Source organism: Glutamicibacter sp. B1 (assembly GCF_039602135.1).
In the GTDB taxonomy this organism is placed as follows: Bacteria; Actinomycetota; Actinomycetes; order Actinomycetales; family Micrococcaceae; genus Glutamicibacter; species Glutamicibacter ectropisis.
Genome location: NZ_CP125942.1, coordinates 1,221,368 through 1,246,913 on the forward strand (window position 1 = coordinate 1,221,368; position 25,546 = coordinate 1,246,913).

At 60.5% G+C, this 25,546-nt stretch carries 35 protein-coding genes; 33 read left to right on the top strand and 2 right to left on the bottom strand.

The annotated features are described in order from the left end of the window. Window positions 1–35: 35 nt before the first annotated feature. The 29 genes from QMQ05_RS05660 to QMQ05_RS05800 all read left to right on the top strand — a co-directional run bounded on the left by QMQ05_RS05660 (window position 36) and on the right by QMQ05_RS05800 (window position 21,154). The gene (locus tag QMQ05_RS05660) at window positions 36–395 is read left to right on the top strand and encodes a WhiB family transcriptional regulator (protein ID WP_345473712.1); all 360 of its coding nucleotides are present in this window, start codon (window positions 36–38) and stop codon (window positions 393–395) included. Then, the gene (locus QMQ05_RS05665) at window positions 392–1,123 is read left to right on the top strand and encodes a hypothetical protein (protein ID WP_345473714.1); all 732 of its coding nucleotides are present in this window, start codon (window positions 392–394) and stop codon (window positions 1,121–1,123) included. The genes QMQ05_RS05660 and QMQ05_RS05665 overlap by 4 nt, the downstream gene beginning before the upstream one ends. A 48-nt stretch (window positions 1,124–1,171) precedes the next feature. After that, on the top strand, window positions 1,172–2,023 hold the full coding sequence (locus QMQ05_RS05670) for a phage antirepressor KilAC domain-containing protein (protein ID WP_345473716.1): 852 nt from the start codon (window positions 1,172–1,174) through the stop codon (window positions 2,021–2,023). Beyond that, window positions 2,020–2,361 carry a hypothetical protein gene (locus QMQ05_RS05675; protein ID WP_345473718.1) on the top strand — a complete coding sequence of 114 codons (342 nt, stop codon included), beginning with the start codon at window positions 2,020–2,022 and terminating at the stop codon, window positions 2,359–2,361. The genes QMQ05_RS05670 and QMQ05_RS05675 overlap by 4 nt, the downstream gene beginning before the upstream one ends. Then, window positions 2,358–2,684, top strand: a complete 327-nt coding sequence (locus QMQ05_RS05680) for a hypothetical protein (protein ID WP_345473720.1) — start codon at window positions 2,358–2,360, stop codon at window positions 2,682–2,684. The genes QMQ05_RS05675 and QMQ05_RS05680 overlap by 4 nt, the downstream gene beginning before the upstream one ends. Next, on the top strand, window positions 2,681–2,872 hold the full coding sequence (locus tag QMQ05_RS05685) for a hypothetical protein (protein WP_345473722.1): 192 nt from the start codon (window positions 2,681–2,683) through the stop codon (window positions 2,870–2,872). The genes QMQ05_RS05680 and QMQ05_RS05685 overlap by 4 nt, the downstream gene beginning before the upstream one ends. Further along, window positions 2,869–3,267 carry a hypothetical protein gene (locus tag QMQ05_RS05690; protein ID WP_345473724.1) on the top strand — a complete coding sequence of 133 codons (399 nt, stop codon included), beginning with the start codon at window positions 2,869–2,871 and terminating at the stop codon, window positions 3,265–3,267. Before QMQ05_RS05685 ends, QMQ05_RS05690 begins: the two co-directional genes overlap by 4 nt. Window positions 3,268–3,269: 2 nt before the next feature. Further along, a complete protein-coding gene (locus tag QMQ05_RS05695) occupies window positions 3,270–3,542 on the top strand; it encodes a hypothetical protein (protein WP_345473726.1) in 273 nt (90 codons plus the stop codon). After that, the gene (locus QMQ05_RS05700; RefSeq protein WP_345473727.1) at window positions 3,539–3,823 is read left to right on the top strand and encodes a hypothetical protein; all 285 of its coding nucleotides are present in this window, start codon (window positions 3,539–3,541) and stop codon (window positions 3,821–3,823) included. The genes QMQ05_RS05695 and QMQ05_RS05700 overlap by 4 nt, the downstream gene beginning before the upstream one ends. A gap of 189 nt (window positions 3,824–4,012) precedes the next feature. After that, entirely contained in the window at window positions 4,013–5,314 is a 1,302-nt protein-coding gene (locus tag QMQ05_RS05705; protein WP_345473729.1) for a hypothetical protein, read from the top strand. Further along, window positions 5,314–5,667 (top strand): VRR-NUC domain-containing protein, encoded by a 354-nt coding sequence (locus QMQ05_RS05710; protein ID WP_345473731.1) that lies wholly within the window; start codon window positions 5,314–5,316, stop codon window positions 5,665–5,667. The genes QMQ05_RS05705 and QMQ05_RS05710 overlap by 1 nt, the downstream gene beginning before the upstream one ends. A gap of 70 nt (window positions 5,668–5,737) precedes the next feature. After that, on the top strand, window positions 5,738–6,376 hold the full coding sequence (locus QMQ05_RS05715) for a DUF7341 domain-containing protein (RefSeq protein ID WP_345473733.1): 639 nt from the start codon (window positions 5,738–5,740) through the stop codon (window positions 6,374–6,376). A gap of 618 nt (window positions 6,377–6,994) precedes the next feature. After that, entirely contained in the window at window positions 6,995–7,516 is a 522-nt protein-coding gene (locus QMQ05_RS05720) for a hypothetical protein (protein WP_345473735.1), read from the top strand. A gap of 12 nt (window positions 7,517–7,528) precedes the next feature. Further along, window positions 7,529–8,977, top strand: a complete 1,449-nt coding sequence (locus tag QMQ05_RS05725) for a hypothetical protein (protein WP_345473737.1) — start codon at window positions 7,529–7,531, stop codon at window positions 8,975–8,977. Further along, on the top strand, window positions 8,955–9,146 hold the full coding sequence (locus tag QMQ05_RS05730) for a hypothetical protein (RefSeq protein ID WP_345473739.1): 192 nt from the start codon (window positions 8,955–8,957) through the stop codon (window positions 9,144–9,146). The genes QMQ05_RS05725 and QMQ05_RS05730 overlap by 23 nt, the downstream gene beginning before the upstream one ends. Further along, complete coding sequence (locus QMQ05_RS05735; RefSeq protein WP_345473741.1) at window positions 9,143–10,297, top strand: phage portal protein; 1,155 nt, start codon at window positions 9,143–9,145, stop codon at window positions 10,295–10,297. Before QMQ05_RS05730 ends, QMQ05_RS05735 begins: the two co-directional genes overlap by 4 nt. Further along, a complete protein-coding gene (locus tag QMQ05_RS05740; RefSeq protein WP_052253607.1) occupies window positions 10,294–11,013 on the top strand; it encodes an HK97 family phage prohead protease in 720 nt (239 codons plus the stop codon). Before QMQ05_RS05735 ends, QMQ05_RS05740 begins: the two co-directional genes overlap by 4 nt. A gap of 122 nt (window positions 11,014–11,135) precedes the next feature. Next, window positions 11,136–12,320 (top strand): phage major capsid protein, encoded by a 1,185-nt coding sequence (locus tag QMQ05_RS05745; RefSeq protein ID WP_345474650.1) that lies wholly within the window; start codon window positions 11,136–11,138, stop codon window positions 12,318–12,320. Window positions 12,321–12,399: 79 nt separating this feature from the next. Further along, window positions 12,400–12,753 carry a hypothetical protein gene (locus QMQ05_RS05750; RefSeq protein WP_345473743.1) on the top strand — a complete coding sequence of 118 codons (354 nt, stop codon included), beginning with the start codon at window positions 12,400–12,402 and terminating at the stop codon, window positions 12,751–12,753. Next, window positions 12,753–13,526: a hypothetical protein gene (locus QMQ05_RS05755; RefSeq protein ID WP_345473745.1), complete on the top strand. Its 774-nt coding sequence runs from the start codon at window positions 12,753–12,755 to the stop codon at window positions 13,524–13,526. The genes QMQ05_RS05750 and QMQ05_RS05755 overlap by 1 nt, the downstream gene beginning before the upstream one ends. Beyond that, complete coding sequence (locus QMQ05_RS05760) at window positions 13,523–13,996, top strand: hypothetical protein (RefSeq protein ID WP_345473746.1); 474 nt, start codon at window positions 13,523–13,525, stop codon at window positions 13,994–13,996. The genes QMQ05_RS05755 and QMQ05_RS05760 overlap by 4 nt, the downstream gene beginning before the upstream one ends. Before the next feature lie 8 nt (window positions 13,997–14,004). Further along, window positions 14,005–14,172: a hypothetical protein gene (locus QMQ05_RS05765; RefSeq protein ID WP_321171450.1), complete on the top strand. Its 168-nt coding sequence runs from the start codon at window positions 14,005–14,007 to the stop codon at window positions 14,170–14,172. Next, entirely contained in the window at window positions 14,169–15,194 is a 1,026-nt protein-coding gene (locus QMQ05_RS05770) for a phage tail tube protein (RefSeq protein WP_345473748.1), read from the top strand. The genes QMQ05_RS05765 and QMQ05_RS05770 overlap by 4 nt, the downstream gene beginning before the upstream one ends. Next, window positions 15,194–15,784 carry a hypothetical protein gene (locus QMQ05_RS05775; RefSeq protein ID WP_345473749.1) on the top strand — a complete coding sequence of 197 codons (591 nt, stop codon included), beginning with the start codon at window positions 15,194–15,196 and terminating at the stop codon, window positions 15,782–15,784. The genes QMQ05_RS05770 and QMQ05_RS05775 overlap by 1 nt, the downstream gene beginning before the upstream one ends. A gap of 2 nt (window positions 15,785–15,786) precedes the next feature. Further along, window positions 15,787–16,170: a hypothetical protein gene (locus QMQ05_RS05780; RefSeq protein ID WP_345473751.1), complete on the top strand. Its 384-nt coding sequence runs from the start codon at window positions 15,787–15,789 to the stop codon at window positions 16,168–16,170. Between the two features lie 209 nt (window positions 16,171–16,379). Next, the gene (locus QMQ05_RS05785) at window positions 16,380–18,371 is read left to right on the top strand and encodes a hypothetical protein (RefSeq protein WP_345473753.1); all 1,992 of its coding nucleotides are present in this window, start codon (window positions 16,380–16,382) and stop codon (window positions 18,369–18,371) included. Between the two features lie 22 nt (window positions 18,372–18,393). Continuing rightward, window positions 18,394–19,128, top strand: a complete 735-nt coding sequence (locus QMQ05_RS05790; RefSeq protein ID WP_345473754.1) for a hypothetical protein — start codon at window positions 18,394–18,396, stop codon at window positions 19,126–19,128. A gap of 11 nt (window positions 19,129–19,139) precedes the next feature. Next, the gene (locus tag QMQ05_RS05795) at window positions 19,140–20,213 is read left to right on the top strand and encodes a hypothetical protein (RefSeq protein ID WP_345473755.1); all 1,074 of its coding nucleotides are present in this window, start codon (window positions 19,140–19,142) and stop codon (window positions 20,211–20,213) included. Between the two features lie 11 nt (window positions 20,214–20,224). After that, complete coding sequence (locus QMQ05_RS05800) at window positions 20,225–21,154, top strand: hypothetical protein (protein WP_345473757.1); 930 nt, start codon at window positions 20,225–20,227, stop codon at window positions 21,152–21,154. On the opposite strand, the gene QMQ05_RS05805 is transcribed toward QMQ05_RS05800, so the two are convergent. Further along, window positions 21,155–21,544, bottom strand: a complete 390-nt coding sequence (locus QMQ05_RS05805; protein ID WP_345473759.1) for a hypothetical protein — start codon at window positions 21,542–21,544, stop codon at window positions 21,155–21,157. Window positions 21,545–21,574: 30 nt separating this feature from the next. Between QMQ05_RS05805 and QMQ05_RS05810 the strand changes: the two genes are divergently transcribed. The 4 genes from QMQ05_RS05810 to QMQ05_RS05825 are packed head-to-tail and all read left to right on the top strand — an operon-like array spanning window position 21,575 to window position 24,333. Further along, window positions 21,575–21,757, top strand: coding sequence for a hypothetical protein (locus QMQ05_RS05810; RefSeq protein ID WP_345473761.1), 183 nt, complete (start codon window positions 21,575–21,577; stop codon window positions 21,755–21,757). A 29-nt stretch (window positions 21,758–21,786) separates the two neighbouring features. Continuing rightward, complete coding sequence (locus QMQ05_RS05815; RefSeq protein ID WP_345473762.1) at window positions 21,787–22,245, top strand: hypothetical protein; 459 nt, start codon at window positions 21,787–21,789, stop codon at window positions 22,243–22,245. Window positions 22,246–22,249: 4 nt separating this feature from the next. Then, window positions 22,250–24,139: an SGNH/GDSL hydrolase family protein gene (locus QMQ05_RS05820; protein ID WP_345473764.1), complete on the top strand. Its 1,890-nt coding sequence runs from the start codon at window positions 22,250–22,252 to the stop codon at window positions 24,137–24,139. An 11-nt stretch (window positions 24,140–24,150) separates the two neighbouring features. After that, window positions 24,151–24,333, top strand: coding sequence for a hypothetical protein (locus QMQ05_RS05825; RefSeq protein WP_345473766.1), 183 nt, complete (start codon window positions 24,151–24,153; stop codon window positions 24,331–24,333). Window positions 24,334–24,569: 236 nt separating this feature from the next. Here QMQ05_RS05825 and QMQ05_RS05830 read toward each other — a convergent pair whose 3' ends face one another. Further along, on the bottom strand, window positions 24,570–25,367 hold the full coding sequence (locus QMQ05_RS05830; protein WP_345473768.1) for a hypothetical protein: 798 nt from the start codon (window positions 25,365–25,367) through the stop codon (window positions 24,570–24,572). Window positions 25,368–25,546: the final 179 nt, after the last annotated feature.

Consider the following 25,546-nt stretch of genomic DNA (forward strand, 5'->3'; position numbering starts at 1 on the left):
TTCATGGCCAGCGACTGGCTGAGGAGGGCGCCGCAATGGTGACCCGGCGCATCCCATCGATGATCCAGCAGGCTCCGGACAAGTCCACTGACCCGAACGCCTGGATGGACCAGGCCGCCTGCGCGGACATGGCCAAGACATGGGACTTCCGCAAGAACGGGGACCCGTTCTACCCGGTCAGCTCCGCGCCGTTCGCCGCGAAGCCAGGCAAGACGATCTGCGCGGGATGCCCAGTCGTCAGCATCTGCTACGAGCACGGGCAGAGCAATCCGAACAGCCGGCAGTACGGCACCTTCGGCGGACTCAGCCAGGAAGAACGACGCACCCGGTACAAGCTCAAGCAGCGCGTCGAAGCGAACCAGAGAAGACAAGAGAGAAGGAGGGCAGCATCATGAAGTTCCTCGTTGATATGTACTACTTCCGTGCAGCCTTGGCCTCGGTAAAGACTCACGCATCCAAGGATAAGAAAGACACCGTCGGTAATTCACTGACTTTGTCTCTCCGTCACAACGGGGATCTGCTGGTCTTCGCCGAGAACGGCCTCACCACCGGAATGGCCCGCGTAGAAGTGGACCAGGACGAGTGGGATGGCGAGCTGGGTGAGTTCAGCATGACTCCGGACATCGCCTCAACCGTCATTGCTGCGTTCACGCCGTCCAAGACGGACTGGGAAGTGCAGCTGGAAATCACGGTGACCTTCACCGTTGAACGGCAACCTGAGGAAAAGGACATCCAGCTCGCGACGATCAACATCCGTCGCCTGGGCCAGCTATTCGGAGGGGACTCGTACCGCGTCACCACTCCGGTGCAGGAACGCAAAGACCTGCAAAAGTCGTGGCACATGCTGGCGACTTACGTGCAGGCGAAGTCTTCCAAGCTTCCGCCGATCGAGTTCGACAGCAAAACCCTCGGCGCGTTCAAGGCTGCAGAAACCGTGTACGGAGTCGGATGCCTGATCGCTGCCGCCGGCGGCGGGCAAATCCTGGTCATGGTCGGATCGCGGTTCATCGGCCTGATGCACGTATCGAAGTTGGAACTCGACAATACGGCTGACAAGAACTTCAGAACCACCAAACGAGCATGGATCGCTCACGTGCCGATGCACCTGGCCGTCGTCAGCTGAAACCTTGTCAAGAAATTAACAAGCCAACCACCTTGTAAGGAGGAACCAGTGAACGACCTACTCACCTACGCAGCACAACGAGACACCGCGCGATCGCCGTTCGAACAGATCAAGCTCACGACTGAAGCCGGTACAAAATATTGGTCAGCCCGCGATCTGATGCCGCTGCTCGGCTATGAGACTTGGCGCCGATTCGAGGAATCGATCACCCGTGCAAAGTTCACCGCAGCGAACCAGAACCAGCCCATCGAGTCACTTTTCGTCGGCACCGTCAAAAAGTCCGAGGGCGGCCGTCCGGCGGAGGATATTCATCTCGCCCGCTACGCCTGCTACCTGGTCGCCATGAACGGGGATCCGCGCAAGCCGGAGGTCGCGGCCGCGCAGTCGTACTTCGCGATCCAGACCCGCGCCGCGGAGGTGCAGGCGCCGCCGGCCAAGCCGTCCGGCGCTGAGCTGCTGGCCATGGCCGTGATCGAGGCGCAGGCGATGATCGCGGCGAAAGACCAGCAGATCGCAGAACTGGAGCCTAAAGCAGATTACGTCGACACTTTCGTGGCCGACGAGGATCTGATCACCTTCCGCACGCTGGCATCGGATCTGAAGATCGGCGAGAACGAATTGCGCGCGATCCTGCTGGACCGCAAGTGGATCTACAAGCAGGAATCATCCCGCTGGTCGGAGAAGGAGCAGCGCAAGAAGTTGATCTACCGGTACAGCGCCATGGCGGACAAGAAGAAGTACTTCCATGCGGTCCTCGTGCACGACGCGCCACGATTCCGCGGCGAAGTAATGCACACTCTCAAGCTCACCCCCGAGGGCGCGGTCGCCGTGAACCGGCTCATCACCCAGATGAGAAGATCGGCAGCCACTCTCCAAGGACCGAAAGGACCAGTAGCATGAGCGACTTTGAGCAGGCACCAGGCGAGGAACCGCAGGTAGACGAGCGTCCCCGCATCACCGTGTACGTCAAGCCGTCCGGGAAGGGCCCGCCCGTGTGCCAGGGCTGCAAGGCGACCCTGCGCAAGCTCGACGAGGCCGGCATCCCGCACAACAAGATCATCGTCCACGACGACCACCTCGAACTCATCGATGAGCTGAAGCGCGAGGCCGCCACCCTCGGCGTGGCCTGCGAAATACCGTTCGTGCACGTCTACTACCCGGCCACGACCGACGAAACCACCTGGTTCGGCTACCAGCCAGACAAGATCAACAAATTGAAAGAGGAGCTGCAGCCATGAGCAACGAGAGCATCACAGTTTGGGAACTCGGCGAAGACACCGACACGTGGCTTGTAGAAGGAACCTCCGACGCGCACAGCGCAGACGAAGCCGTACGCGGATGGGTCGAAGACCACACCGGGGAGACCATCGAAGCGTTCCAAGACGCGGATGACCTCGTGGAGTTTGAAATCAAGTTCCGCAAGGACTGGTACTGGTTGCCCGGCGGAGATCCGGAGAATCCACTAGACGAAGCCGCCCTGGTCTATCCAAAGGATGGTCAGATGCTGCCGCATGAGACCCCAGTCATCGGTCCGTTCTCCGGCTTCCTGGTGCGGGCATGAGCACGAACCCAACGACGCAGCCAAACAGAACCGCAGCTGAAGCCAAAGCACGCCGCGAGGCCCGCACCATTGCACGGCATCTGGCACACATCAGCAAAGACGCCTCACCGCTCGCACTGGCCGAACTCCACGGCAAGCTTGGCCGATCCATCGCCGAAATCGCCACCACCCGAAAGAAGGAATCATGATCACCAAGAAAACCACTACCATCATCGCCGCATTCCTAGCCACCATCGCGCTCGCCGGTTGCACCACGAACGCGGACAAGGCTAACGAGAACCTGTCGATCGCTGCCGATAACTTCGAGGTGCAGCGCCACATCGTTGGTGTCAACGGCATCACCGGAGAGTACGCCTTCGAGGTTGTCGGCAGATGCTCGATCAATGACCAGGGGCACCAGCTGGAAGTCACCTGCCGGCACGGCGAGAACGAATACCGCAAGCACATGATCGGCCTATCGGACAACACCTTCTATGTGGCTGAACAGCTCGGCGCCATCGATGTGAGCGTCTACCACACCCGCATCATCATCAAGCCGGAAACGCTACTGCCGGAGCTGGAACTCCAGACGGGAAAGCAGTAGCCATGACTGAGCGCCCAGATGGCACCGAATTCACCCCTGACACCGCGACCATACGAACGTTCTATACAAGTGACACGGACGGGAACCCTCTTCCCGGCCGAGCTGCCCAGTTCAACCGATGGCTCGAAACGGTCCGCGCCGAAGCGAAACAGGAAGCGCTCGAAGAAGCCGCCAGCGCATACCCGGTCATGCTTCGCGACATGGTGAGCCGAGGCAGCGTAGCGGCCTGGCTCCGTGACCGCACAAAACAGTACAGCCCGGAGGCAGACGAGTGACCGAGCCAGCGAAGCAGAAGCAACCCAGGAGCGATGGGCCAGTCTCGCGCCTCGACCCGCTGCGCGACATGGAAGCGATCCAAACCGGCCGACTCAACAACCTGGAGCACATGGGGCTGCACGCTTGCATCAATGTACCGGGCGAGCAACGACTCTACGGGCGCATCACGTATCTCACGCACCAGCTCCATGCCACTGTCATAGAGCTCACGTGGAACGGGATCCAAATCAAGCACCGCAGCGACCCCGAGCTGGTCATCAGAATTGAGGCCCACCAATGATGCTCATGAGAGCCCTGACAGATGATTCAGACAAGATCTACGTCTGCCGAAACCCGTACACGCTCCGCTGGTTCACCCTCAAACGGGGCCACGCCATCGCAGACACCAAACACCCAAAAGACGCGCTCGCCGTAGCCAGGGCAGAAGTCCAGAAGCTACCAAAAGCAAGAGAGAAGAACGGAACCGAGAATGTCGTGGTTGAAGCAGTCGGACATCGCCGCGACACATCCTCTCGTCCTTCGAGTCCTGGAGTGGAAGGACTACGATGATCGTCTCCTGAATGAGATGTACGGCTGGGTGAATCGTTGCGCGACGATGTCTGCCGCTCACGACATGGACTACATCGTGGAGATTGGCCAGGCTCGCCTGTTTGCAGGGTCGCGTTATGCGGCCCTCCGGGACGCAGCGGTATTCTGCGGGATCTTCTTCGAGAAGGAGATCACCGAGGAGGTGAAGGACGACGAAGGAAACGTCGTCTCAACCAGACCGCGCCAGGTGCTGAAGCTCGTGGAAGAAAAGGACCTCTTCCACATGATTCTCCGCTCCGAAAAGGAATGGGAAGCTCAGCGCCAGTACGACAACCGCAACCCGGAACGCTCCGGCCCGGTGCGCAAGCGTGACGGCGACGAATGCCGCTGGTGCGGCAGGATTACCAGATGGGACTCAGACCGCAGGTCAGCGCGAATGGGAACCATCGACCATTTGAAGCCAGGCGAAAAGAACGCGAAGGAAGAAGACCGGGTCGTAGCCTGCAAATCGTGCAACTCTTCAAGACAGGACGGTGACAACTGGGATAAGGAACTCCGGCCCGCGCCGACGAATCCGTACTACAGTGCGGCGACGGCAAAGTGGCTGATGGAAAAATGTGGTTTCGACGTTAAACCGACCGAGGAACGCAAGGAAACGAAGACTCCCGCAAAGTCTCCGGCAGGACAGAAGCAGGCTGTTGAACCTCCCACTCGTGGTGAGGATCCGGCCAAGGTGAGCGCGACGGACACCTCCGGCGCCACCAATGCACCTGTTACCGCAACGGGAAAGACGCACGCGGACGAGTCACCTGGTGCGACGGAATCACCGGCCCAGGGCTTCAGATCGCACTCAGATCTGGCCTCGTATCCGAGCGTTGAAGCGATCGAAGCAGAAACCGCCGCTGTTGAACCTCCCGCCAAGGTTGAGGATCCAGCTGCAGATCAGGAAACCCAGGCTCCCGAACCAGAACAGGCAACGGAACCCTCCGGCCACTCAGGCGCACGGTCGAACCAGGGCACTGATCAAACGCCGATCAAACGGCGACCAACTGATAAGCAAAACCAGACCACAGGTGAAAGCTATGTCAGATCTGGCTTTGCCGGGTCGGGTCGGGACGGGTTGGGTCGGGCTGGGCTGGGTCTGGACGGGCACGCTGGTGCCGTCCACGGTGCTCCTGCGAAGCCTGTGGCTGACTCTCGGCCTCGTCGAAGACGCAATAGACCTCGTAGGAGGAAGAGCTAATGAAGTACAGCCAGCAGTTCAATAATCCGGTCCTCCAGTGGAGTGAAGCCGTGTTCCAGTCCAACGTGATCCGTCTGGCGAAGTCCTTGGGCTACATGAGGATCTATCACACCAAGGACTCTCGTGGTTCCGAGGCAGGGTTCCCGGATCTGGTGATGATTCATGGTCGGACGAAGCAGGTCTTGTTCGTGGAGTTGAAGTCCCAGGGCGGGCGAGTCAGTGCAGCGCAGGAATTGTGGCTGGATGATCTTCGTCTTGGTGGCCAGTTTGCTGAGGTGTGGCGTCCGTCGGATTGGGTGAGTCGCCGTATTGAGAAGGTCCTGCGAGGAGGTGCGACCAGTGCCCGAGCATAAGGATGTTGAAGACTGTGGATGTTGGGGGTGCGTGCAAATGAATGGGGGAATGGCAGTGGAGAGTCGGTCCATGTATCGGTTGGTGCAGGTGTGGCGGTTGCGGGACCAGCTCCTGGAATCGACGCATGAGATTGAGCGGTTGCCGGAAGGCCCGCGCGTGGTGAAGACCGAGGCGCTGTTGCTGTTGCTGGCCAGGGCATTAAAGCCATCGGGGGAGCCCAGCTCTGGTGGTAGCTCGTCTGGTCCGGGGTTGCCGTTGGATGCGGCCGCGTTGGACTTGCAGATGAAGATCGAGCAGGAAGCCAACGACCAGTACTGGCTCCGGTATCCAGGCAAGACCGCGCCGGGTCTGAATGAGAAGGTCGTTCAGTGGGTCGACAGCCTGAGCATCCAGCATGAGTCCGGATCGGTGAGCGTGGATGAGGAAGCGCTCAACGAATGCCACCGCGTGCTGGCCTCATGGGTGCAGGAGATCGAGTCGCTGCTGAATCCGCCGATCATCGTGGCATTGCGCCGGCCGTGTCCTGCCTGCCGCTCGAATGAGGTGCGCGAGGAGCTGAATGGCGAGCGAGTGGTGAATCGTGCAGTTGTCGCCCAGATCCGTCGAGGCAACCAGGAAACTTCCGTGCTGGTGCTGTGCCGGGTATGCGGTGCTGAGTGGAAGGGGAACGACATTCATATCCTGGAGCAGCTGACCAGACCAGCCTGATTCGACAGTTCAGCGATGGACGTTGTACGATGAACGTGCTTACCACAGGTGTATCCAAAACCCTGTGAATCGAAAGCCCAGCCAGTTATCGGCTGGGCTTTCGTCGTATCTAGGGCAGGTGCAAGTGCTCAGTGAATGGGACCCGAAGCGTGGCAGGCAAGGCAGGCCATGGCGCCGTCTGGTTGCACTGCACTGCCCGTCTGGTTCGATCTGCTCATGGTGCAGTCAAGAGATAATCTTCGGGCTTCGGCCACGGCATCCGCTCGGTCCATCGCTCGATCACATCATCGCACTGACCGATGGCGGACACCCGACAGCCCCATGGAACCTTCAGCCCATGCACCTCGGATGCAACAGCAAGAAGGAAGCTGCCAGGCGACGGATGAAAAAGAAACCGGCACCTAGGCCGGTCACAAAATTATCCGCATTGAGGCGTCGATGACCCTCGATCCACCCCGGAAACCTCCGGTTTTTTAGGAAAAGCGCGTACGGATCACCCGCGCATGTTCCATTTTTTCTCTCTCCCCGATTTTCCCGGGTAGTGCCCTACACATGTAGGCAGGTCAGACGACGATTCGGCAGATTTTTCACCAGCTCACCAGAGAGGCGGTTAAGGGCATGGAAGACACTCAGATCCCGTCAATTCCTTACCGCCACGGCAAGGGCGAGCCCAGCCTCAACGGATACCGCCGTGGTTGCCGCTGCGCAGGATGCAAGAAGGCCAAGCGCGATGACATGGCGGCGTACCGCGCTCGCCGGAAGCTGCGCGAGCAGGGCGGCGAGGTGGTGCTGGAGGACCTGCCGGCGCTTCCCCCGGCCATTGACCCATCGAGCATGTCGCTGGACTGGCAGGCGGCCCCTGGGCAGATCGAGGAAGTGCTCACCGAAGAGCTGGGCAAGCTCGTTGGAGAGCCCCCGTTCAAGAAGACTCTGGTGGTGCTGGCCAAGTACAACGCCAGGGTGCTGGATCAGATCCCGCGCATCGAGCGCCCCGACCTGATCTCCGGCATGGAGTCGCGCCTGTTCAACGTTTTCGACCGGCTGCGCAAGGTCACCGACGGCGGTGACAAAGCAGCCACCTCGCCCGAGGAGTTCTTGGCTGGCCTGTTTGGCGAAGAGGGCGACGCCTCGACGCAGTAATGGAGGTAGCTCGTGGAGTCGCTGTATGCTCCGCGGAATCCCGCGCCGCTGTACGCGACGCCTCGCAACCCGCAGAGGGAGACTCGCGGTGGCCAGGTTGCCAAGGTCATGAAGGCCATGGGCAATACCCCGATGCCGTGGCAGCGTGATGCTTTGAACGTGGCCTGCGAGATTGATCCACGCACTGGTGGTTTCTGGTATGACACGGTGATCATCATTGTGTTGCGTCGTGCTGGGAAGACCACCATTAGCCGCGGGAAGCTGACACACCGAGCGCTGACGACGCAGGACGCCCGGATGATCTACACGGCCCAGAACCGGCTGAAGGCGCTCAAGCGGCTCAAGGATGACTACTACCTGCCGCTGCACCGTTCTCCGCTGGACATGTTCCTGACGAAGCCACGGTGGCGCGGAGGCGAGGAGGCCGTGCGCTTCATCAACGGGGCCGAACTGGCCATCGATGCGGTGAAGCGCGAATCCGGCCACGGCGACGCGAACGACGAAGCGCACATCGACGAAGCGTACGTGCACCGGGACAGCATGCTGGAAGGCGGTCTGCAGCCGACGCTGATGACCATTGTCGGCTCCCAGATGTGGGTGCTGTCGGCAGCAGGCGATACGTCCTCGGCGTACCTGAAGGACAAGGTGGATCTGGGCCGGGCGCTGATTGATGCAGGCGTGGAGTCGAGGACCTGCTATATCGAGTACTCGGCGCCGGTGGACTCGGATCCGAATGACGTTGAAACCTTGCTCGGCTGCCACCCGGCCATCGGCTACACCATCGAAGCCGAACGCGTGATGAACCTGCGCGTGAACACGACAGACAAAACCGAGTGGGAACGCGCCTGGTTGGGATGGTGGCCTGCTGCCAAGGGGCCACCGAAGCTGATTCCCGAGCTTGCTTGGAAGAAGAACTTCGTGCCCACCGATGACGAATCCTGGCAGGGCACGCCGTTCTGGGCGATTGATGTTTCCCCGGAGCGGGACTTCGCATCCATCGCGCTGGCGGCCAAACCCATGGATGTCAAAGCCAATGCGTACGTCGAGGTATTCGACCGGCTGGATGGCACTCAGAACGTCGTAGCCGAGCTGAAACGGCTCAGGGAAGTACTGGGCGGCAGTCATGTCGCAATCGACGGCAACGGCTCCGCAGTGTCTTTGAAACAGGATCTGGAAGATGAAGGCTTCGAAGTCATCACCGTCACTGGCCCGAAGCGTGTGGCCGCCTGTGGCGACTTCTACGACAAGGCCCTGGTGGGAAGCCTCCGCTTCCCGGATGATTCGCTCCTGAACGATGCCATGGCCTGCACGGTCAAGCGCATCATCGCCGACAAGGCGTTCGTCTTCGCCCGCGGCCGGGAACTCAAGGACATATCGCCCATGTACGCAGTCGCCCTGGCCCGCTGGCTGTACATCGAGAAGAGAGAGGACGCCTACGATGTCGATGAAACGCTCGGATGACCTACGTCCTGTAGGGCTCACAAGCATCCTTGACCTGCTCGGATCCCTACTAGTCATTGCTGCTATCGCGCTCGCCGTGGCCGCGTACTCGGTCCCCGGGGCGCTGGCCGCGGCCGGCGTGCTGCTGCTGGTGCTCTCTTGGCTGATTGATCGGAGGACGCGCGCATGAGCCTGTTCCGACGATCGAGCATTGAAGCCCGCTCCTCGAATGATGGCTGGTTCAGCATCTTCGGGAGCGGAAAGGGCCTGGACGGGTCGATGAAGTCGGCGCTTCGCCTGGTGCCGTTGTACGCGGCCACCAGCTTGATTGCCGACTCGATCGCGATCATGCCCTGCAGCGAGTACGAATCCACGGGCGGTTCCAAGGTCAAGGCGAAGCATCAGTCGCCGCTCCTGCTCGACCCGCACCCCGCGGCCACGATGACCCGCATCGAATGGCTGCACCAGTACACCACCAGCTTCCTGCTGCGCGGCAACGCGTACGGGCTGATCGTTGCCGTGGACACCGCTGGTGTTCCATCCAAGCTTGCCTGGTTGCATCCCGACCAGGTGACGGTGGACGAGAGCGGAAGCCAGCCCAAGTACCAGTACAAGGGCAAGGATCTGGATCCCAGCACCGTCGTGCACATCCCGTGGTATCCGGTCCCCGGCTCCGTGGTGGGTCTGTCGCCGATTGGACAGTTCCGGCGAATGCTGGAAACGGGCAGCTCGGCCGAGCAGTACGGCGCCGACTGGTTCAAGAACGGGTCCACCCCTTCCGGGCACCTGAAGTACAACAAGGGATCGCTGACCGGATCAGATTCCGCCAAGGCGAAGGCCCGGTTCAAGGCCGCTGTCTCGAACAACGACTTGTTTGTTTCGGGCAGCGACTGGGATTGGGAAGCGCTCTCGGTTAAACCGAACGAGGCCCAGTTCTTGGAGACGATCAAGGCCACGGCCAACCAGATCGCAGCAATCTACCGGGTAGACCCATCGGACATCGGAGGAGAAGCCGGCAGCTCGCTGACGTACTCCACGTTGGAAATGAACCAGATCAAATTCCAGACCCGGGCCTTGCAGCCGATCTTCACCCGCCTGGAGCACCACATCACCCGGCTGCTCCCGGACTTCCACTATATGAAGTTCAACCCGGACGCCCTGGTGCGTACCGACATCAAGACCCGCACCGAAGTGAACAAGCTCAATCTGGAAATTGGCCTGCTCACCCAGGACGAAGGCCGCGAGCTGGAAGAACGCCCAATCCTGACCGACAAGCAAAAGCAGGAATGGCTGAAGAACTACGGCAAGCAACCCACCGCACCGAAGGAGGAAACCTCGTGAAAATCAAAGACATCGAGCGGCGGTTCCACACAGCCAAGATCGAACTGCGAGCCTCCGCCAACGGAATCGGTGTGCTGTTCGGATACGCCGCAGTGTTTAACCGCTACAGCCAGAACCTCGGCGGCTTCGTCGAGCAAGTAGATCCGGCCGCCTTCAACAAGACTCTTGCCGATGGCGGCGACGTCCTGGCACGCTTCAACCACTCGGATGACGCACTGCTCGGAACCCTGCTGGCCGAGACCCTGCGACTCGGCGTAGACGGCACCGGCCTCTGGTACGAAGTGGACCTCCCGGACACTTCCGTAGGCCGCGACGTCAAGGCGCTCGCCGAGCGCGGAGACCTCCGCTTCAGCTCCTTCGCCTTCCGCACCATGGAGGACGACTGGGGATACACCGACGAGGACTTCCCGCTGCGCACGCTGAAAGCGGTTCAGCTTGCCGATGTGGCCCCTGTAGTCACGCCTGCCTACCGGGACACCACGACCGGCCTGCGCTCCCTCGCGGAACGCAACGAGCTGGATCTGGAAGAGGTGCGCAAGGCGGCCGAGGGCAACACTCTGGCCAGCCTGCTGCACAACAAAGAAGCTTCCCGAGCCCACGGGCACGAGGAGAAGCCGGTGGACGGACAGGGCGCAACTCATCCGTCTATCGGCGAATTACGAGCCAAGCTCGATGCGCAGTCGCGTCGGGCCCAGCTCGCAGAGCACATGCTCTAAACCCGTGGGCAGGTAGCAAACCACCCGCATTCCGAAATCACCCAAGGCCCGGCATCGTGCTGTGCTTTCGTCATTTCTGAAAGGAATGATCCATCGTGGCCAAGACCATGGAACAGCTGCTCATGGAGCAGCGCAAGAACATCGAGGCGCAGATGCGCGCTTTGCTGGACAACGCCGAGAAGGAAGAGCGCAGCCTCTCCGGCGAGGAAACCGAGCAGTTCGAGAAGATGAGCTCCGACATGGACTCCCTGCGCAAGCAGGCTGACTCCCTGGTGCAGGCCAAGGAGCGCACCCGTGCTGCTGGTGATGCACTGGAAAAGGCCGGCGTGACCGGCACTCCGGAGCAGCGCGGCGGCGCAACCGAAACCGAGGAGCAGCTGCGCTCCTTCCTGAAGGGCGAATCGCGCAGCTTCGAGGGCTTCGGGACCAAGGAAGAAACTCGCGCGCTGTCCACCGGCACCCTGGGCGCCGGTGGTGCCACCGTTCCGACGACCTTCTATGGCAAGCTCATGGAGCACGCCATCGAGGTAGCCACCATGCTGGTAGGCGGTGCCACCACCTGGACCACCACGAGCGGCGAGAACATCGACGTCCCAGTGACCGTGACCCACCCGCAGGGTGCGCAGGTCTCCGAGGGCGGCGTAATCCCGCAGTCCGATCCGGTCTTCGGCAAGCGGACCCTCGGTTCGTACAAGTACGGCGACTTGATCGAGGTGCCAAAGGAACTCTTGGACGACACCGGCGTGGATCTGGAGGGCTACCTTGCTCGCGCTGCAGGCTGGGCCATCGGCAACGCGCTGGGCGAGAAGCTGATCGTCGGCACCGGCACCAGCGAACCAGCCGGCGTCGTCGGCAGCTCCACCCTGGGCAAGACCGCGGCAACGCTGACCCCGACCTTCGATGACGTGATCGACCTGTTCTACTCCGTCATTGGCCCATACCGGAACCGCCCGTCAGCTTCCTGGGTCATGGAGGACACCACCGCCGGCTACCTGCGCAAGCTGAAGGACGGCAACCAGAACTACATCTGGCAGGCCTCGGTCATCGCCGGTACCCCCGACACCATCGAGGGCAAGCCGGTTCGCACCGACCCGTACATGCCAGTGATGGGCGCCAACGCCAAGCCGCTGCTGTTCGGCGATCTGGCCTCCTACGTGGTGCGCCTGGTCAACGGAGTCCGCTTCGAATCCTCGGAGCACTTCGGATTCAACAAGGACGTCATCACCTTCCGCGCTCTGGTGCGCGGTGATGGCCTGCTGATGGACCAGTCCGGTGCCGTGAAGCACCTGCTGCTGCCAGCAGCCTAACCAAGTCGGTATCACTGGCGGCCGTCACCCCCATAGGCGGCCGCCAGTGGCGCCTTCCCTGTCTTTGAAAGGAACGATCATGGCACCTCTAGTGCGCATGCGTGCGCTGATCTCCGGATCGCGCAACGGCAAGAAATGGCCCAAGCCCGGACAGACTATCGAGCTTCCCGCCGAGGAAGCCGCCCAGCTGATCGCGCAGGGCATCGCAGAAGACCCCGATGCAGCCGAGACCGCGACAGTCGCAGACGGCGCCGAGAAGGCTGTAACCCCTGCCGGCAACAAGTCGCTCGCGTCCATCCGCGAGGAAGTCAAGGAAGCCCTGGCTGCCGAAGCCAAGGTGAAAGAAGAAGCTGCCAAGGCCGAAGCCGAAGCCAAGGCCGCAGCGGCCAAGGAAAAGCCGAAGGCACCGGCTGCTAAGTCCAAGGAGTCCTGATGGCGGCGGTTGATCTCGGCTCAACGTACACGACCGAATGGAAGACCCGTCCGGAGACTGCCACGCTCACAGCCGAGGTCACCCGCCCCGACGGCACGACGGGAACCGCCACCGTTGACCAAGCCGCCGGCACCGCCCAGATCCCGGCCACCATGGCCGGGCGGTGGCGCATCGTCTGGTCCACCGACACCGGCCTGGTCTATACGGACATCTTCGACGTCTGGCCAACCGACCCGCGCTTCATCATCAGCATCGATGACGCGCTCGCCGGTCTGAACGCAGGTCGCGCCAGTGATCAGTACATCGATGATCTTCGTCTGTATATCGCGGCGGCTACTCCGGTTATCGAGGACATCACTGGCCCGATCCTGCTTTCAACGGTAACCGTGACGGCTGCTGGCGGCGGCAGTTCGGTGCTGCTGGATTGGACGGCCCGGACGGTGACGCAGGTCAGCGTTGACGGTGTGCCCGTGGCTGACTGGTATGTGGAGCATGGAATCCTCTATGCCGGCACTCGCCAGCAATTGGGAACTTTCCCCGTGGGAACGCTCGTGGCCACCGTCCAGCTCGGCGCTGACAGCGTTCCGCCGAATGTCCGCCTCGCTGCGCGCGAGTTGGTGCGCCACTGGGTGCAGCTCGGCAAGCAGTACGCGGGCGGCTCCGGCGTCCGCAGCGATCCGACCGATGAAGTGTTCACTCCCTCCGGTTTCGCCGTTCCACGCCGCGTTGTGGAGCTGTGCGCCCCGCACGAGCAGATAGGCGGTTTCGCATGAGTTCGACCTTTACCGCGGGCATGGCGTTCAAGAAGGCCTTGTTCGAAGCGATCAAGGCGATCATGGCCGAAATCGCAGATACCGAGAATGTCCTGGTTGCGCCCGGCATGCCCGGGAGCTTCCAGCCTGACGAGATCATCGCGGTGACGGCGCTGGAAGTGCAGCAGGACTTCGCGACCATGGGCAATCTGCGCACCCGCGAGGAAACCTTGACCGTCACCGTCGTCTTCTCCTGCCTCATCGGCGGCGATGAGACGCAGGAACTGCCAGCCCAGGAACGCGCCTTCGAGCTGCTAGGCAGGGTCGAACGGCACGTGCGCATGGTCGATACCACCCTGGGCGGCGTGGTACGCCAGTGCCTGCTCACCGGCGTGCAGACCGACGGGCAGACCCCAGAGGAATACTTGCAGGCCGGCCGCGGCGTAGACGTCACAGCAACCTTCACCGCCCAAAACCGGGTCCGAGGATAGGAACGAGCATGGCTCAGAACATCAAGATCAAGAACATCTCCCCACTGGGCGACCTCGACGTGCCATTGCTCGGGCAGATCGTCAAAGCAGGGCAGACCATAAGCGTGCCTCAAGCAGCAGCGGACAAGCTCTTGGCGCAAGCACGTAACTTCGAACAGGTTGGAGGCAACCGATGACTACTCAGCTTGACTGCTCGCTAGGGCTCGGCAAGGAAACCGACTACGGCGTGCCGGCCACCCCGGACCAGTTCGTGGAGTTCGTCTCCGAGTCGCTGTCCTGGAACCCGGAAATGGTCCAGGGCGAGGGCTTGCGTGTAGGGTCGCGAGCCCCGCGCACCGCCCGCCGCGCGCTGGGCAAGGAAATGTCCGGCGGGGACATCGAGGTGGAAGCGACTACCAAGGGTCTTGGAATGTTCCTGCATGCGATCTTCGGGGAATCGACCATCGCCGCGATCGATGCCGGTACGGGTTACCAGCAGGTGCACACCTACACCAAGGGTGCGCTGCCGTCGTACACCATCCAGAAGGGCGTCCCGCTGATCGGCGGCGGCGCGATCCAGCCGCACACCTTCCACGGCGCTGTCGTGGAGTCCGCGGAGTTCAGCGCCGCACAGGGCGAAATCGTGAAGCTGTCCACCACCTGGAACGCCCGCGAGACCGTCACCGACACCCCCTACGTGCCGACCGTGTACCCGGCAGACATGGAGCTGTTCACCTTCGTGCACGGCGCCATCACCATCGGCGGCTCGGTCACCGCGCCGACCAGCACCGCGCTGGCCGCCGGCGGCACCGTCGCCGGCAACATCACCGAGTTCACGCTCTCACTGTCCAACGGCATCGACGAGGGAGGCTTCACCTTCGGCTCTGCCGGCAAGCGTGGACGCCGCCCCGAGGTCGGCCTGATCGAAGCGACCGGTTCCATGGTCGCCGAGTACGACAACAACATGCTGCGCGACGCCTTCCTGAACCAGGAAGCGCTGCAGATCGTCCTCACCTTCGAAGCAGGAGCCGAGATCTCCGCCGGGGTGCGCCCCACCTTGCAGATCTTCCTGTCCTCGGTGAAGCTCGACGGCCAGCTGCCCGCCTCCAACGGCGGCGAACCAATCACCCAGTCCATCGACTTCACATCCCTGGACGGGCTGCTCGCAGGGGTCGAACCGGTCTACGCCGTGTACCGGTCCACCGACACCGCGTACTGATGAGCGGCAACGAACCGCAGATTGAATTCGACACGAAGAATCTGCGGGCAACCCTCCTGCGGGTCAAGGAAGAGCAGGGGCCGCGCATGCTGCGCAACCTCCGCCGCAACCTCCGATCCGTAGGTGACGGCATCATCGCCGGGCAACGCCAGGAACTCTCCGGCCCGTTGCCCGGCGTAGCTGTCCGCACCGGCAAGAAAATCGTTCGTGTCAAGCCACGCAACGGCCGCAAAGCCTACCTGCGCACCATCAACGTGTACGACGCACGCGAAGCCCGACGCTCACGCAGCACCAACCTGCGCGCAAGCATCAAGCAGAACCTCAAGACCCGCGTCGTCGCCGGCAAGACCCGCTCGGGAATCCGCATCGAAGCGGCCAAGACCCCGAGCAAAACCAGCGGCAAGAAGTACGACATGGCCAAGGTCTGGAACAAGAAGACCTTCCGCCACCCGGCCTTCGGCAACCGCCGCGGCGACTGGGTCACCCAGTACGGCCAGCCCTACTGGTGGAAACCGATCGCCAAAGGCAGCAAGCAAGCCGCGGCCCAGGCAGAAAAAGCCATCAACGACGCACTGAACGGAAAAGGATAACCATGAAGCTGATCATCGGCGACAAGAAATACCCGCTCAAGGAAGGCATCGCCAAAGCCAGCCTCGGCGACCTCTACGTTCTCAAGATCAAATCAGGCATGGGCATCAAGACAATCATGCAGACCTTCAACGGCCTCAAAGGCGCCGAAACCCACCTCGACTTCCTCGAAGACGAGAACGGAATCCAGGCACTGCGCGCCATGATCTTCCTCTGCCGCCGAGCCGCCGGCGAACACGTCGACTTCGACGAAGCAACCGACATGCCCCTCAGCTCCATCGGATTCGAAACCGAAGAAGAGGACACCGCCAAAGCCGACCCAAAAGAAACCCCGAAGGATTCCGCTCCGGACGAAGAACCTCAAGAAGCGGGTCCAACGACCACATAGACGACATCGAGCAAAGCGTCTTCCGCTGGCTCCCCACCATCTCCCACGTCTGGCCAGGAATCACCCCGCTCAACGTCTGGGACATGAAATACGACATGTGGATCCTCTACGTCCGACACGCAGACAAATGGGCCGAACAACAAAAGAAAGCCCGCGAACGCAAGCGCTCGCCGAGGGCGGGTCGCCGACGCTAGGCAGGAAGGGTGGCCATGGCTGTTCAGAAGCTGATGTTCGACATCATTGGCAACGCGAAGAATGTTGATAAGGCGTTCGATGATGTGGTGAAGTCGGCCGAGACCATGGGCGGCCGGTTGAAGGCGGCGGGCAAGGACGCGTTCGCCGGCATGATGGATCCCCGGGTGGGGGCTGGCGCTGGCGCACTGGCTGGCGCGGCACTGACCAAGGGCTTCATGACCGCTCTGGACGCGGATCAGATCAACCGCGAAATCTCTGCTGGCCTTGGCTTGAACCCGGGGCAGGCAGCCGCCGCTGGCGAAGCTACCGCTGCACTCTACACTGAGGGCTGGGGCGAGTCCCTCGCGGATGTAGGGTCGGCAGTCGAGTCCGTCATCTCCACCTTCCCGGCGCTGAAGTCGGCCGGGCAGGACGTGATTGAGGGCATGACCGGGCAGGCATCCGCCTTGGCCAAGACGCTGGAAGTCGATGTGGCCGAAGCGTCCGCTGCGGCGGGCACGATGGTCAAGACCGGGCTGGCGAAGGATGGCGAGCAGGCATTCGATCTGCTTGCGGCCGCCTCTCAGCAGGTGCCCAAGCAGATGCGTGCTGAACTGCTGCCGGTGCTCAGCGAGTACTCGAAGGACTTCCAGGCGCTGGGCATCCAGGGGCCGAACGCCATGGGGCTGATCGCTGATGCGGCCCAGGGTGGCACGATCCAGATGGACAAGACGGGCGACGCCCTCAAGGAATTCATGATCCGCGCATCCGACCTGGATGACACGGGAGCGCAGGAAGCCTTGGCTGGGATTGGCCTGTCCGGAACGGACATGGCCAACAGCCTGCTGGCGGGCGGTGAGCAAGCCTCTGGTGCGTTCCAGCAGATCGTGTCCGAGCTGCAGGGCATCAAGGATCCAAGCAAGCAGGCCGCCGCCGCGGTGGCCCTGTTCGGCACCCCGTTGGAGGATATCGGCAAGGACAAGATCCCGGGATTCCTCGACGCGCTCACCTCGGCCGATGGCGGGCTGGGCGAAACAGCTGGCAAAGCCGACGAGCTGGCCACCGCGCTGACCGATGGGCCACAGGCCGCGCTGACCACTCTGGGCCGCGAGGCGGAGTCCGCCCTGGGCGGCATGGTGGCCGGCGCGCTACCGGTACTTGAGCCGTTGCTGGAGGGGCTGGCGCAGTTCGCGCCGATCCTTGGCCCGCTAGTGCTGGCCATCGGCGCGTTCGCGATCGCCCAGGGCATCGCCAACGCTGTCATGTGGGCAAGCCCGGTGACATGGATCGTGGCCGGCATTGTCCTGCTGATCGCCGCGCTCGCGCTGCTGATCGCCAACTGGGACTCTGTCGTAGCGTGGATCACCGAGGTCTGGGGCGGTTTCATGGGGTGGCTTGGCGAAGCCACCGCCGGTTTCATCGAGGGATGGAACGCCATGTGGGCCGGGGTCGGAGAATTCCTGTCCGGGCTGTGGCAGGGATTCGTAGACGGCGCCAGAAATATGGGTCAGAATCTGGTCGATTTTTTCACCGGCCTGCCTGACCTGATCCTCGGTGTCCTCTCCGGAGCCGGAAACTGGCTGGTCGAGACCGGCAAGAACATCATCCAAGGCCTGCTCGACGGCATCGGCTCGCTGGCAGGATCCATCGGAAACTTCTTCCTCGACCTGCTGCCTGGCTGGATCGTTGGCCCGTTCAAAGCGGCGCTCGGCATCCATTCGCCGTCCCGTGTTTTTGCTGGCTTCGGCGAGAACATCGGCGAAGGTGTGCTGGTCGGTGTTGAGGACATGGCACCGGCGATCGACGCGTCCATGGCGCACCTGGTAGAAGTTCCGGATGCTCCGGGGCCGGTAGGTTTCGCTGCGGCCACGGCTCCGGTTCGTCATTCCCCTCAGATTACTGAGAAGAACGTGACGCTAGCGCCTGTGTATCAAGTGCAGGGGGCAGATTCGGAAGAGCTGTTCCAGAAGCTATGGCCGATGTTCCGGAACGAAGCCAGGAAGGAAGGGCTGGGTCTTGGCGGATAACCTGAGCCTCACCATAGGTGGGATGGAATTGAACGATCCATCCCACCGCAACGGATACTTCGAAGTGGACGACATCGACGGATGGTGGAAAGCACCCTCGCGCAAGTCCCGGGACTCGTCTCGCCCCAACGCGGACGGTGACTTCGGATCAGTCGACAACTACGAAGCACGCTACATCACTATCAAGGGCGCTTTTGCTGCGAAATCGTCTGCTGACCGTTGGGTAGGCGCTGACATCCTCTCATCCTTGCTGTCTTCCGGACCGCAGATCATGGTGGTGCGCATCGATGGCCAAGCCCAATGGGCCACGGTCAAGCTCGTGGATAACCCCGAAATGAACTGGACAGCGTACAAGCTGCTCGAATACTCGATCCAGGTCAAAGCCGTAGACCCGCGCAAATATGGCAACGCCGAAGTATTCTCGGCCAGCGTCGGATCTGCTGCTGTCACGGTGTTCCAGCGCGGGACCTATCCCTCGCTGCCCGTCATTACGATCAGCGGGAACATGCCCGGAGGTTACAAGCTCACTAAAGGTGGGCAAATTGTCTCCGTAACCGCCCCGCTCGCCAGCTCGCAGATCCACACCCTGGACATGGCCACCGGGATCCTACGCATCAACGGAGCAGTAGTCACCGGCGGCCTCAACGACTACCAGTGGAACACCATCGAACCAGGACTCGGACAAGCCATCGCACTGGCGCCGCTGACCACCGGAATCGGAACAGCAGCCATCGAAGTCACCGACACCTACATCTAAGGAGGCCTAGCATGAAAGGCACACGCGTATGGAGCGTCTCCGCGGCCAACTTCTCAGACAAGGCGCTCATCCACCCGGATGACTGCCCCTGGTCCAGAGCGCCGAACGACGGTGCCAGCCACACCGCCAGCTTCAACATCAACGACGAAGCCACCGCAGAGCACATGAAAGCCGGCATCCTGGAACCGCTGGAACGATTCATCGTGATCGAAGACGGAGGCGTGGTCACATACGCCGGACTCATCTGGGATGACACCTACGACCGCGACGCCCAAACACTCACGATCACCCACGATGACATCTGGTCGATCCTCGACCTGCGGCTTATTGCTGAAGACCGCACGGCGAACATCACGAACTGGAAGAAAACCTACTCGGGTCTGTCCTACGACACCATCGTCAAACGCCTCATGCAGCTGGCCACCACCGGCCTCGGGCGGAACATACCCATCCGATACGAAGACGACTACACCGGAGGAGAAGAACGGACCTACTACGGGTACAACCTCGACACCGTGCTCGACGCCATCACCGAAATCATGGATCTCGACGACGGCCCCGACATCGACTTCCGCCCCGAATGGGATACCAGCGGTTCCCTGCGGTGGACCATGCGCACAGGAGACCTCAGCCCCGAAGGCCAAACCATCGAGGTCAACCTCGCAGCACCGAAGACCGATCTGCGAGGAATTACTTACAAACGATCCGGGCGCACCATGGCCACCCACCAGGTGGCCATCGGTGAAGGATCAGGCATCGACATGCTCACAGCCACCGCAACCCGAACCGGTCCCATGTCACTCGAAGTCATCGACCAATTCAAGAACATCAAAGACGCGGCCCAACTGCAGAAGAACGCGACCTCTGCGCTCGCCGCCCGCAAGCTCATCAGCCAGATCGACTTCAGCATCCGTGCTGACTCGCCACGCTTCGGCAACATGTGGGACCTGAAACCCGGAACCCTGGTCCGCTGGTACAGCAATGGAGACGCACACATCCCCGACGGCTGGCACTTGTCCGAAATTATCAAGTACTCCGGCAACGTCACTAGCGACTGGATCAAACTCGAACTCCAACCCAAGTGAGGTGACCGCCAATGGCACGTAAGCCCAACCTCAACTCGGGTAGCTTCAAACGCTTCAAAAAGAACCAGGGAGCGCTCGCCGTTCAGACTCCGCTGTCTAGAACGGCAGTCGAGCGTGGGTCTACCCGCTGGCTGTCCGGGTCCCGTGTGGACATCGAGGGCATCCTTAACCTGATCGGTACAGGCAACTTCACGGGCACCGTGAACGTCGGGGGAGTGCTGGATGTAACAGGAACCTTGAACGGTTCCGGTGTGACTAACCTCAGCGGTACGAATAACTTCTCCGGGGTGAATCACCTGACTGGGCCAACTGATGTGGCCGGCAACTTCGAGATCATTGCCGGTGGACAGTTCAAGGCTGGCGAGTCGATCATCTACCCGGATGGTTCTGCGAAGTTCGGTGCCCTGGGTATCGCCTCGGACGGCACCATGCAAGCAGGCCTATTCGAGCTGCGGCCTGACGGGTCAGCGAACTTCGGAACCCTGGAAATCTTGGCAGACGGTACTTTGAACGTCAGCAACGACATCAACGTACTCAACACCGGTAAGATCACCGCCGGGCAGGTCGTGATTGACCCATCCAGCGATGGGGGCAGCATTGGCTTTGGCGCCGGTGGAATTACTGCAGGTCTGTTTGGCATGAGATTCACTGGAACAGCAGGAAACGACGCCATAGTGGAAAGCCTCGGCGGACAGGCCCAGCTAACGGGAGGCGGGTCCACCGTGACCGCCCGCGCTGGGGCGATCGATTTGACGGCCACGAAAATCTGGGCGCGGGGACAATTCGAAGCTACAGGTGTTGCCAGGGTCCCTCAGCTCTTTGTGGGCACTGCGAGCGAGGTGGCAAATAACCGACTGAGAATTGCGGCACTACCGAATACAACGGTAGCCACAGCCAACGTCCACGTTGATTCAAACGGGATCTTCTACCGAGTGCAATAGTTACAGCGCGGGGCAAAGAGTAGAAATGGACGCTCCCATAAGGACAATCTCCAACTGCCCCTCAGTTGCGTTTTTGAATGTTGGCCGATCCAGTTCCCCAGCAGCCTGCTGCTCGCAGTAGACCTCGCCGCGTTCGATCCAGTATTCCTCCGTCATCTTCTTGGCTGGCAGTTCAGCTTCGAGTGCTTCTTCCTTGCCTGCGATCTGTGCTTCTACAGACTCAATGAAAGCTTCTTCGGTTCCGGCGCTCGCCGGTGCTGCTGTCGGCTGTTCTGTTGCTGTCGGATGGACGGATGTCGGCTCGGGCGAAGGAGCCGGTGTTTCCGCTGGAGAACAGCCGGCCAAGGCGAGCCCGGCGACAGCGAGTAGGGCAATAAGTTTTGGGCGCATATTCCACACATTAATCTAAGGAGCCGAAGAATGGCAGACCAAGACGGTCAAGATCCCGTAACAGAGGATCAGCAAGCAGTGATCGACAATCTGCGGAACGAACTGCAGATAGCGAATCTCATGCTGGCCGACCTCAGCACACAGCTCGCCGGCGAACGTATCAAGCGCTCCCGTGCTGAGGCGATCAACCAACTCTCTCAACCCACCGCTTAGTCGGTGGGTTTTCTAGTTAAGGAGGCGGCATGGCCGTAGTGACGGGGAACTTGAAGGACATTGGCGGTGCGGCCATGGGCAACCGCAATGGGGTTGTGAAATTCACCCTCAACGCCGGAAACATCACCGCGTCTGGCGGTGGTCTCAGACCAAATAACACGCAGACGGTCACGCCAAGTTCCGACGGCACGTTCTCCACGAATCTCGAACCAACTGTGAGCATGCTCGCGGATGCCTGGTACATGGTCCGCATCGAGTGGTTGGACAACGTCGGCAATCTGATCACGTATCTGGAGTTCCAGATTCGTGTGCCAACTTCTGGTGGAGTCCTCTCGGACTTGATCGAGCTCGGATCTGGTGGGGCGAATCCGATGATCTGGTGGGTAGGGCTAACCGCGCCACCTTCACGCCGATATATCTGGCTGCACATGAACCCAGCAGACAACACAGATCCTGCCGGCACCGGCGACGTAAGACAATGGAGGTGACCCCATGGCTTGGGTGACGATTACTAACGTCAAAGGCCCGAAGGGCGACAAGGGCGATCCTGGGCTTGGCGCAGAGAATGCGTTGCAGTTCAAGACGAGTGTCCCTGCTGGTGATGTTTCGACGTGGACTGGACTGGCGAACGCCGGGATCTATCGTGTTCCAACGCAGACACAGGTGAATGCCATTACCGGGATCCCGCTGGGCGCTGGTCCGGGCAATGTGCTGGTCAGCCCTGTGGGGTCCACGACCAGCACTGTGACGTGGATGGAGTACGGTGACGATGCGAGTATCTGGGATCGCACGGTCTCCACGGATACCGCTAATGTTACGGGCTGGGTGCGTCGGGTCAAGACGAAGCGTGTCGGCACTTCACTGACCCTGACTGGTGGTTCAGCAGCGCAGACGCGTACCGACTTCGGCGGCCGTCTCCCGGTGAACTTCGGTGTTGATATCCCACGCTGGCGCGCGCACATTCGCAACTATAACCTTCGTGATTCCAACGCCTACACTGGCGTGCTGACCATTACGGCGTTGTCTATTGGCGAAGCTGAGATAGATGCGTTCGGACAGTACACGGGCAACTGGATTGAGGGTACGCAGCAGTTCCTCCAGGGTGGAATAACGACTCCGAGCAGCGGTTCTGAAGTCATAACGAACTTCTTCGACTACCAGGTTTCGAAGGAGAAGGCGTATCTGCTGTCCTATGCCTTCACCGGAGGCAGCGGCCAGATGGTCGTTGAGGCCCAAGGCGGAGGGTTCGTACTCACCAATGGTTCTGCAGCCGTGAACTCGGTCAGCACACCTTCCACAATGTCGAAGACGATGCCGCTGATGTTCTGGATCGAAGCCGAAGTGCCGGAGGCAACGCCCGTGAAAGCGGTGGTTGGCGACTCTCTCAGTGTGGGCGTCTCAGCAACGTTGCCGGTGCATGATTCCTGGCTGGCCAAGCTATGCCGCGCCGAGGGTGCATTGCCGATGTTCTGGGCTGCCTCAGGAGACACGCTGGCGAACTTCGCCAATGACCTAGCGTGGAAGTTCCACCAGTGGAAGGCGTTGGCTCGTCCGGACGTCACGTACTTCGCGATGGGGTCGAATGACATTTTCGGCTCGGGGGCTTCTCTGGCGACCATGAAGCAGCGGTTCTATGACTGCTGGCTGAAACTTCGGGCCTTTGCCGGTCCGAACGTTGTGCTGTGTTCGATCTTCCCGCGGTTCAACGGTTCCGCACCTGAAGAAGCGGTCCGGAAGCAGTACAACGAATGGCTGGAAACCAGCTTGCCCGGTGGTGCTTCGTACTTCATCGACATGGCTATGGCGATCACGAATCCTGATGGGTCCACGCTGAGCCTGAAGTATGCTTCATCCTCCACGGACATTCACCTGACCTCGCAGGGGTACGCACGCGTCACCCAGTTCATGGTGAGCACCGTGGTGTCGAAGGACCAGCGGTACGTAGTCCGGGAGACAGCCGGACGCACCGTATCCGTGTGGGACTACCTGAATAACCGTGAGCAGTTGATCTACGGGGATACCGGAGTCCGCGACGTATCTTCGCTGGTGCCAGCCGGGATCACGGTGACGAACCTGCGCATCAGCAGGACGGGTCGAACCGTGAACGTCTCAGCGCAGGCGGTAACAAGCTCCACGGCTGGACACATGACCATCTTGGATCTGCCGCTAGGTTTCCGCCCAGATGACGGATCTCAGCGTGCCGGGGTCGCCACGAGTCGTTCCAGCAACATTGTCCGCCCGATCTCACCGTTCACGTCGTTGCTGCGAATCCTAGATATGCCAGCAGGAACACTGATGGAGTTCGGTTGTTCTTACACCACTGCTGACCCGTGGCCAACCACTCTTCCCGGCTCCGCAGTAGGAACAATCCCATACCAGTAAGGAGTAACCCAGTGGACTTTTCAGCACTGAACGACGAAGAGCTCGCCGAACACCTGAACCAGGTACTAGCTGAGCAGGAACGCCGCAAGGCGTTAGCGGAGATCCCGGAGCAGATCCGGGAACTCACGGCGAAGTACATTGCTGGGGGCGGGCAGGCCGAAGACCTGCAACCCGAAGCGCCAATGACTGAATAGCAAGATCGCAGCGCCTGTGCGGAGGGCGCATTCTTTATGCCCTCCACACAGGTACCAATAGGGGAGTCATGGATAAGGAAGAGTTTCTAGAAACCTATGCAAGGCGGTCCGGGGTTACGAAGGAGTTCCTTGCTGTCCACGGTCGAATGGTTTCAGAATGCGACTGCGGAGACGAAAAATGCAGGGGATGGCAGATGGGCTTTGCTAACGACGAAAATAACGACTAGCTGGCTCGATTAGACAAAGTCCATGAGGGAGTTGCATATGATTTCTACATCGTCAATCATCAGGTCAATGTCGCCGACGTAGAATTGTGGAGCTTCGGCGAAGACCACCGAGATGTCCACGTACTGCATGAGCAGGGAGGGACTGCCGAAATGGATTCTTGCAGTCGGAGGCTGTGTCTCTATCGCCATCAGCATCGTTGGTACATAGCCAAATGCAGGTACCGCCATAGGGATTGCTACACGCCAGCTTCTAACGTCTTCACTCGGACTAATGCTTGATGTCTCGATGTATGCGGGGTTCATCATTGCGGTAGCTATTGCGGTGAGATCCGTGTGCTTGTCGGAGTTACTGAGTTTGTTTAGCAACGACAAGGAATCTGCCAACTTTCCCTCAAACGAAAATGGTTGATTCTCCCGAACCCAGTTTACTAAGGCGTCATTTGCTCCTTTTAGGTCACGTTTTCGTGCTTCTTTGTCAAACTTTTCAGCGGTATCGAATATCGGATACTGGGGTTTCGATATCTTCGTTGGATCATCTGTACTTGAACGAATCGCTGATGACAAAACCATATTTAGTGTAGAACGCAGGTGGTGTAAGCACTCCGAAGCAAGTATCCCTACTTCATCCGGGACAGTGGGAAGCTTGAGATGAAGTTCCGTTCTTCCTTTGGCCGGATCGTGGTAAGTATCGAACGATAAGTCGGCATACGAAATATTCTCAGCCGATATTACCAAGGACTCGTACTGTTTTCGTGCGCGGGTGATTCTGGCTTTGAGATTTTTCCTAATTTTGGAATTAGCATTCATTCTGTTCCTCCCGAGGGTACTCACTGCGATCATCACCAAGAGGAAGTCAACCATTAATTCAACTATTCAGCATTTTGCTTCATCCGAAACACTTAAAAATATGTTTGGCGGGTGCACGCATTCGAACCGGTATCCATCCCAGGCAAATCAGAAAATCAGGCGATATGGATGCCAACTGA